The 7,951-nt window shown below is 61.5% G+C and carries 10 protein-coding genes; 4 read left to right on the top strand and 6 right to left on the bottom strand.

Annotated features, from left to right (window positions below; genetic code table 11):
* Positions 1-63: 63 nt before the first annotated feature.
* Positions 64-453, bottom strand: a complete 390-nt coding sequence (locus B8115_RS12565; protein WP_010628158.1) for a DUF1801 domain-containing protein — start codon at positions 451-453, stop codon at positions 64-66.
* Positions 443-1,186 (bottom strand): TetR/AcrR family transcriptional regulator, encoded by a 744-nt coding sequence (locus tag B8115_RS12560; protein WP_010628157.1) that lies wholly within the window; start codon positions 1,184-1,186, stop codon positions 443-445. Before B8115_RS12560 ends, B8115_RS12565 begins: the two co-directional genes overlap by 11 nt.
* Before the next feature lie 84 nt (positions 1,187-1,270).
* Here B8115_RS12560 and B8115_RS12555 point away from each other — a divergent pair, with 84 nt between their 5' ends.
* Complete coding sequence (locus B8115_RS12555) at positions 1,271-2,059, top strand: siderophore-interacting protein (RefSeq protein ID WP_202949085.1); 789 nt, start codon at positions 1,271-1,273, stop codon at positions 2,057-2,059.
* A 61-nt stretch (positions 2,060-2,120) separates the two neighbouring features.
* Here B8115_RS12555 and B8115_RS12550 read toward each other — a convergent pair whose 3' ends face one another.
* Entirely contained in the window at positions 2,121-2,720 is a 600-nt protein-coding gene (locus B8115_RS12550) for a Crp/Fnr family transcriptional regulator (RefSeq protein ID WP_202949084.1), read from the bottom strand.
* An 88-nt stretch (positions 2,721-2,808) separates the two neighbouring features.
* Between B8115_RS12550 and B8115_RS12545 the strand changes: the two genes are divergently transcribed.
* Positions 2,809-3,255: an isoprenylcysteine carboxylmethyltransferase family protein gene (locus tag B8115_RS12545; RefSeq protein ID WP_010628154.1), complete on the top strand. Its 447-nt coding sequence runs from the start codon at positions 2,809-2,811 to the stop codon at positions 3,253-3,255.
* Positions 3,256-3,288: 33 nt separating this feature from the next.
* On the opposite strand, the gene B8115_RS12540 is transcribed toward B8115_RS12545, so the two are convergent.
* The 3 genes from B8115_RS12540 to B8115_RS12530 all read right to left on the bottom strand — a co-directional run bounded on the left by B8115_RS12540 (position 3,289) and on the right by B8115_RS12530 (position 5,606).
* The gene (locus B8115_RS12540) at positions 3,289-4,227 is read right to left on the bottom strand and encodes a sensor domain-containing diguanylate cyclase (protein ID WP_010628153.1); all 939 of its coding nucleotides are present in this window, start codon (positions 4,225-4,227) and stop codon (positions 3,289-3,291) included.
* Positions 4,228-4,379: 152 nt separating this feature from the next.
* A complete protein-coding gene (locus tag B8115_RS12535; protein ID WP_010628152.1) occupies positions 4,380-5,042 on the bottom strand; it encodes a dihydrofolate reductase family protein in 663 nt (220 codons plus the stop codon).
* A gap of 87 nt (positions 5,043-5,129) precedes the next feature.
* Complete coding sequence (locus B8115_RS12530; RefSeq protein ID WP_010628151.1) at positions 5,130-5,606, bottom strand: NYN domain-containing protein; 477 nt, start codon at positions 5,604-5,606, stop codon at positions 5,130-5,132.
* A 190-nt stretch (positions 5,607-5,796) separates the two neighbouring features.
* Here B8115_RS12530 and B8115_RS12525 point away from each other — a divergent pair, with 190 nt between their 5' ends.
* Complete coding sequence (locus tag B8115_RS12525; RefSeq protein ID WP_010628150.1) at positions 5,797-6,645, top strand: MurR/RpiR family transcriptional regulator; 849 nt, start codon at positions 5,797-5,799, stop codon at positions 6,643-6,645.
* 267 nt (positions 6,646-6,912) lie between these two features.
* A complete protein-coding gene (locus B8115_RS12520; RefSeq protein WP_010628149.1) occupies positions 6,913-7,950 on the top strand; it encodes a TRAP transporter substrate-binding protein in 1,038 nt (345 codons plus the stop codon).
* Position 7,951: the final 1 nt, after the last annotated feature.

Here is a 7,951-nt window from a genome sequence, read left to right as displayed (position 1 = left end):
TTCGCTCGCCGACTTTTCAGACAGAGCCTAGCGCCATCGTAGAGCTGAGGGCAGCGCCCAGCTTCACTTCAGCCGTTCAAGCCGCCCCTTGCGTTTGACGATGTTTCGGTAATCCCACTGGATGTCTCGGGCTTTACCAAGCCAGCGCTCGAGGTCTTTCACATTGACCTGCTCGACGGCGGTGTAGCGGACTTCCGCGGCCTTGAAGCTGCCCTCTTTCTGCAAGCCTTCCTCTTCGAAGGACTGGCCGCTCCAGAACAGCAGCCGCACACAGTGCTTGAGCTTCTTGTAGCCGACTATCGGGTTGTCATCGAGGAACCATACGGGATGGGCGTGCCATACCTTGCTCTCGGCCTCGGGCAGGTGGCGCTCGATGGTCTCGGCCAGGAGGTCGCAGATGGCTTTGTCGCTGGGCTCCTGCCGTTGGTTGTAGTCGTGGATGTCAGGATGCATCGCGCCCCCTCCTTTGGCTGATGCAGCGCTCGTAGCGAATGGATAGCTTCTCGCAGATTTCCTCCAGACACTCTTCGAAAACCGGCTCCATATCACTGTAGGCAAATGCGAGTTGGTTCATGATCTCCATACACAATAAGCCGTACAAGCGGATCCAGCACCATAGGAAGACATGGACCGCTTCAGGCGGCAATAGCCCATCAATAGCTTCGGAGTAATCTTGGAGTTGCCTTAGCAGAGAAGGATCCAGCTCATCCAACGCCGGGACGGCGAACGGCTTGGTCTCCCACACTTCCACCAATTGATCCAAGAACGTCTTACCGAACGCCACCCCCGCTTGGTGCCTGGAGGACTCCGGGTTGCGTATATCGACCGCCGGCACCGGGCTGGCAAACACCCAGCCGAACTCGGCAGGGTGCCTAACGGCCCAGGTACGCATGGCACGTGCCATCGCTATCAGGCGTTGCCCCGGTGTGCCGGATGTCGCCGCTCCCGCGGCCTTCATGGCAGCGGTCAGCTCCTCGTAGAATTCGGCAGTGAGTGCGCTCACCAAGTCATCGTGACTCTCATAGTAGCGGTACACCGCCGGCCCGCTCATGCCCACTTCTCGGGCGATGGCGTTGATGGTTACCGCAGCCGTGCCTTTATAAATCAATAGATTGCGCGCCGCCTCGCGTATCTCTGCCAAGGTAGCCTGCCTCAACCTCTCGCGTCTGCTCACCTGCGTCGCCATTTGAATGCTCCCTTCATGCCAATCTGCTTGACATGTTACAGCTATTATTGTCAGTTATACCCTCTAACTAAACTGACGAGAGCCATGAACATGACGTCATCACAGCACCGGCCTCTGCCTTCGCAGCGGGCATCTCGCAATCCATTGGCACGACTACTGGCCAAGCACTTCTCTCACGGCGTGGTCACCGAGGTGGAAGACGTTACCCCCTCGATGCGCCGGATTCGCATAGCATCCGAAGCGCTGGGTGAGCTCTCGTACATCCCGGGCCAACACGTTCGGATCGAGATTAACGATCCGCTTTCCCTTTATGGGATCTTGCGCCCTGCCGAGACGCTGCGCACCTACACGATCTGGCACTATTCCCGCGAGGACCAATACATCGACCTATGTGTCCATCTCTACCGTGGTGATGGCATTGGCGTGGAATGGGCGAAACGTACTAGCCCCGGAGAAACCGTGACTTTCTGGGGGCCGCAGGGTGACTTCGTACCGCAGGCGGCCGACTACCATTTGTTCATTGGCGAAGAAACGGCTACGGTCGCCTTCGCAGCGATGATCGCCGCCATGCCCGCCGAAGCTCGGCTCTATGGCGTACTCGAAAGCGCCAACGCGGGAGAGGAGTTGCCGCTGCCTGACAGTGGGGCGTTGCTTAGAGTGCACCGAAACGGGGGTTCACCCGTAGCATCTACCACCCTGTTGGTAGCACTAGCGGAACTGGATCTCCCGGGCCAGCCTGGCTTCGCCTACATTGCCGGTGAAGCACGCACTTGCCAGCTGGCCCGACATCACCTGATCGAGGAGCGCGGCTGGCCCCGGGATGCGATCAGGACGAAGCCCTTCTGGGCACTGGGCAAGCGAGGCTTACATTAATGCGCCACATCTGCTCTTTCATCGAACCGGACAGCGGCTCCGCAAATCGATCTCATCACCCTCATATGTCGAGACGATCATCCATTTGCCTGAGCTTGATGCGTGCTTTGATCCGGCTGAGGGCAACGGGAGTGACCCGGACGTAGCCTGCTATGTCCCGATCCGTCACTCGCTCGGCGATATGCGGGTATTCTTCGATGAAACGCTGATAGCGCTCCTCCGCAGAGAGTGTGAGCAGGTCGCGCTCACGCGCTTCCTTGCGAAAACCGTAGAGCTCGAAGCCTTTCCGCAGGGCACGCTGCCACTGTGGGTGCTTGTCGCCTAGCTGATCCAGCAGGTGGTATGGCAGCGATTCGACCGAGGCCGAACAAGCGGCAACGGCGCTGAAGCTGGTAACGCCACCGGGTGATAGCCCGGCAATACTGGCAAAGAACCTACCTTCGGCAGCAAATGCCTTGACCCAGGCATCGCCGTCGTAGGTTTCGTAGACCATCTTGATGACGCCGCTTTTCACGAAATAGACGACTGGATGGGCAACTCCCACCAGGAATAAGCACTCACCAGATGCCAGTGTCTTACGCCGTAGCGCAGACTCAACAAGGTGCCAGTCCGGTAGCGAATCGCCCGCCAGCCGCTCGAGAATTTCCTTTGCCGCGCTCACTATCCTTCACCGCTCATTAACCTAGGTTAACGCTGACCGTACATCACCAAGGGATGCTGCCGCCAATATCCCCCTTAGGAGACTCATCATGCGTTGGCTCATCCTGCCGCCCAGTGCGCTACTTTTCACCGCTGTCATCATGGTTCTGCTGGATCTTTACGCTCCACTCGTGCGCCTATGGGAGACGCCGTACCGCTGGGGTGGCATTGCGGTGCTGCTCGTTGGTCTCGGCATCGCCCAGTGGCATGCACACCTGTTCCGTCGGTTGGAAACCAACATCGACACCTTCGGTGAACCCGGTTCGCTGACCCGGCAAGGCCTTTTCGCGGTAACGCGCAATCCCATGTATCTCGGCTTCGTCATCGCTCTGACGGGCCTTGCCATCTGCCTTGGCTCAGCAGCCCCTTTCCTGGCAGCGCTCTGCTTCGCCCTGCTGGTCAACTTCTGGTACATCCCGGTCGAGGAGCGCAACATGCAGCACAAGTTCGGCCAAGCCTACCTCGATTACAAGGCAGCGGTGCGCCGCTGGCTCTAGGCTTGCCGGCCTCAACCGAGCTGAGCGGGCCTGTCACTCCCCAACGATACGGTCCCGCCCGCTCTGCTTGGCCTGATAGAGCCTCCGGTCCGCCTGTTCGATCAGGCTGGCCGGGATCCCCCCTTCCGCTGGGGTAGCGGTTGCCACGCCCATGCTGACGGTGACGAGGTGTGAGACGTCGGAAGCGCGATGAGGTATGGCTGCATCACAAAGGGCGGCTCGACAGCGCTCTGCCACCTGACAGGCGGCTTCCAGATCCGTTTCCGGCAATACGAGAGCGAACTCTTCGCCACCGAAGCGTGCCAGCAAGTCGCGAGGTCGTGCGGCCGAGGTACTTACGATTTGCGCAACCCGGCGCAGGCAGTCGTCACCGGCGAGATGGCCGTAGTAGTCGTTGTAGAGCTTGAAGCAGTCGATATCGAGCATGATGAACGAGAGGGCTTGGCCGGCGCGCTTGGCGCTGGCCCACTCCGATTCCAGTACGGAATCGAGCAGGCGCCGGTTGGCGATACCGGTGAGGCCATCCTGATACGAAAGCTCTTCGAGTTCCCGTTGCAGCCGCATCAGCTTCTCTTCGCTCTTCTTGCGCTCGCTGATGTCGAACATGAAGCCGACCAGCGCTTCCGCTTCGCCGGCTTCGTTGCGTAGCACGTGCACGACGTCACGTATCCACACGTAGCTGCCGTCGGTCTTCAGGGCGCGGTAGTCCGCCTCGTGATCGATGCCATTCCTGGACTGTTCGATACAGAAGCTGACCACCCGCTCACGATCCTCCGGGTGCATGCGCTCGACCCAGTCGTCGACGGTGACCCAACTGCACGGCGACCAGCCCAGCAGCCGCTCGATCTGCGGCCCGATGTAGGAGAAGCGCATGGTCTGGAGGTCGATTCTCCAGGGGATGGCCTGGGTAGACTCCAGCAGTGTTTTGTAGACAGCGGTATCTACGCTCAACGGCGCGGCATCGTCACTCATAGTGCGTGGGCTCCACTAGGCTGCTATGCGCGTCCGTGCCGGATCGAACCTGCTTATGACCCAGTCTGCCACAGAGTGGCCGGAATCAGGCGAAAAATGCCATTAATGGAGCCGATAGTTTTAGCTATTGGTGAAGCTGGGGCCGACGGATATCAGTTCGCTCTTGCTGCGCTTCTCCTGAGTACCATATGGGTCACCTTTTCCGTCGCCACCCGCTCTGTACAACGATAGCCGAGCGCGCGCATGTCGAGGCCTGTGAACAGGTACTCCCCTGTGCCAAGCAGGACCGGCGTGACGGCAAGGTGAAGCTCATCGACGAGCTGTGCACGCAGGTACTGCTGCACGGTCGCCACACCGCCGCCGAGACGCACGTCCCTGCCACCTGCGACTTCGCGAGCGCGCTCCAGGGCCGCATGAATGCCTTCGGTGACGAAGTAGAACGTCGTGCCGTCCGGCATCTCGACGGGATCGCGAGGGTGATGGGTCAATACGAAAACCGGCATGTGAAACGGCGGGTTATCGCCCCACCATCCTTGCCAGCTTTCATCCGGCCAAGGGCCACGCACGGGGCCGAACATGTTGCGGCCCATGATCCAGGCGCCGACATTCTCGAAGCCGCGGGCCACGAAATCGTCGTCGGGGCCGGTTTCTCCTCCCTCCTGGCCCAGCACCCTTTGCTGAAAGGTCGCGGTAGCAAACTGCCAGTCCTGATTCTCCAGGCCGTTGATACCCATCGGATTTTCCAGGCTCTGCTCGGGGCCGGCGGCAAAGCCGTCCAGCGAGATACTGAAGCAGGAAACGCGTAGCTGACTCATCGTGACCTCCTGAACGGATGCATCGCATGGTCAGTAGTCGAACGGTCCGCATGGGATTCGACATCCTACCGGCCAGCCCGCCACCCTCTAAGACAGCAGGAGCCTCTCATCAATGGGCTTGAACTCGTTGGCGGCGCTTATCAGAGAATTAGCCGTCAACTGCGGTACGCCATAGACCTCCGCCACCTTCCCATGGACTTGCCGGATCTTGTCTACCAGCAGGGCGAAATCCCCATCGCCCGAAACCAGCACGATGACGTCCACCTGCTCGGCGTACTCGATGGCATCGAGGGTAATACCGACGTCCCAGTCCCCTTTTGCAGAACCGTCCGATCTTTGAATGTAGGGCTTCAGCTTCACCTCGAAGCCGATGGCGCGAAGGATGTTCTGAAACTCCTGCTGCTTCCGGTCGCCTCTGTCGATGGCGTAGGCGATGGCCTTGACGACCTCTCGCCCCGCGGTGGCTTCGGCCCAGAACTCGTTGTAATCGAAATTGCGCTTATACGCTTGTCGCACCGTGTAGTAGACGTTCTGGACGTCCACGAAGATCGCCACCTTGTCCATGGAATGCTCTCATCTTTTATTGCTCTAGTGGCGCCAAACGCAGCGCCCCGAGCCAGTATGAACTGACTCAGGGCGCTTGTGTGCTCCGGTTGCTGCTTTCGCTGACTTAATCGCCAGACCCGCGGTTCGATGGTTGCGGCACCGTTCCTCACCGGACATGATATCTGAAACCACAGTTTCAGGAGTCGGCATGGCCAGATCCTCGCAGACGCGTTCCTTCCTCTCCCGAGTGCGCAGCGCCCTGCCCTCCCTGCACCCGGCCGAGCGCCGGCTGGGCGAGTTCGTGTGCGATTTCCCCGGTGAAATCGCCAGCTACGATGCCCAGGAGTTGGCAAAGTTTGCCGGGGTATCCAAGGCGACGGTGTCGCGCTTCGTACGCCGGCTCGGCTACGAGAGCTACGAGGCGGCGCGCAAGCACGCCCGCGAGGAGCAGGCCACCGGCTCACGCCTCTTCCTGCAGAGCGCGGCCCTGGAGCCGGGCGAGCGCTCCCTGGCGCTCAACCTGGACCAGGGCAAGGACAACCTTGATCGAACCTTCTCGGCGATCACCCAGGCGCAGGTGGACTCCGTGGCCCAGGCCATCCTCGACGCCCGCAAGACCTGGGTAATCGGCTTTCGCGCCAGCCACCCTTTCGCCGACTATCTGCGCTGGCAGCTCACCCAGGTGGTGGAGCAGGTGGTCAGCCTGCCCGGCGGCGGCGAGACCCTGGGCGAGCACTTGGTCAGCGTGCGTGCGGAGGACTGCGTGGTCGTCATCGGCCTGCGTCGCCGGGTGGCAATCACCGAGCAGGTGCTGGCCGAGGCCCGCGAGAGCGGCGCTCGGGTGCTCTATATCACCGACGAGGGGCTAGCCCCGGACCCCAGCGTCACCTGGCACTTCCGCTGCTGCACCCTGGCCGCAGGGCCGCTGTTCAACCACACCGCCGTCATGGCGCTCTGCCACCTGCTGGCCATGCGCACTATCGAGCTTGCCGGTGACGACTCGCGCCGCCGCCTGCGCCGCATCGAGACACTGAACGATAAGCTCGAAGAACTGTAGGAAGACGGCACCATCCTGGCGCATGGCGCTACCAATCTGCACACTTTCCGGGCAAAAAAAGAAACACTCGCGCGGCGTACCAACAGGCGATTCTGAAGTAATTGGCTGTTTTCGCTATGAAACTACAGTTTCTTGAATGCGATGGCATGAAACTTGGATCACTCAAGGCGACTGCCGCCGCCTGAACGCGGTGGGCCGATACCGCCACCTGGCGCCCAGCGGAGCCGTACTCCCTCCCAAGGTGCCGCCGATGACAGGACCAAGACCATGCTGAAACGTACCGCTCTGGTAACCGCCGTCTCCGCCGCCCTGATGGCCTCTGCCGCTCAGGCCAGCGCGCTGTCGATCCAGGTGCTCGGCCAGCCCGCCGGCTCCGGCCTGATCGCCCAGCAGAAGGAGCAGCCCTTCTTCACCAACCTGGCGGACAACACCGGCCTCGATATCACCGTGCAGTACCTGCCGGTGGACGTGGCGGGGGTTCCCGACACCGACGGCCTGCGCGTACTACGCTCCGGCCTCTTCGATATCGTCTCTCTGCGCGGCCCCCAGGTGAGCCGCGATGAGCCCTCCATCCTCGGGCTCGACCTGATCGGGCTCAACACCAGCTTCGAAGCCGGCCGTGAGCATGTCGCCGCCTTCTACGATTACGTGGATAGCCGCCTGCAGGAGCGCTTCAACGCCAAACTCTTGGGCACCTGGCCCGCCGGCCCCCAGGTAATCTTCTGCCGCGGCGAGATCGGCGGCCTGGATGACCTGCGCGGCAAGCGCGTGCGTGTAGGCGACCAGAGCGCGGCCAACTTCGTCGGCCAGCTCGGCGCCACCGGCATCTCGATGCCCTTCGGCGACGTCCAGCAGTCGCTCTCCCGCGGCGTGATCGACTGTGCCATCACCGGCCCTGCCTCGGCCAACTCCGGCGGCTGGCCGGAAGCCACGACCACGGTACTGCCCATCGCCTTGCAGCTGGCCATCAACGGCTACGCCATCAACCTCGATACCTGGAACAGCATGACCGAGGAGCAGCAGACCCAGCTCGAATCGGCCATCGCCGAGCTGAGCGACGAGATCTGGGCCTACTCCGAGGAGCTCTATGAAGACGCCATGCGCTGCAACGCCGGCGAAACACCCTGTGAGTACGGCACCCCTTACTCCCTCACCGAGGTGCCGGTGACAGAGGAGGATCTGGCCAAGGTGGCCGCCGCAGTGGAAGAGGTCTCCCTGCCGATCTGGGCGCGCCAATGCAACGCCGCCGCCGCGGACTGCGAGGACGTGTGGCGCGATACCGTCGGCCAGAAGCTCGGCCTCTGAG

Origin of the sequence: Halomonas sp. KM-1 (genome assembly GCF_000246875.1) — a bacterium.
Lineage (GTDB): Bacteria > Pseudomonadota > Gammaproteobacteria > Pseudomonadales > Halomonadaceae > Halomonas > Halomonas aerodenitrificans.
The sequence above is the reverse complement of the archived record's forward strand: the minus strand, read 5'-3'. Positions and strand labels throughout refer to the sequence as shown.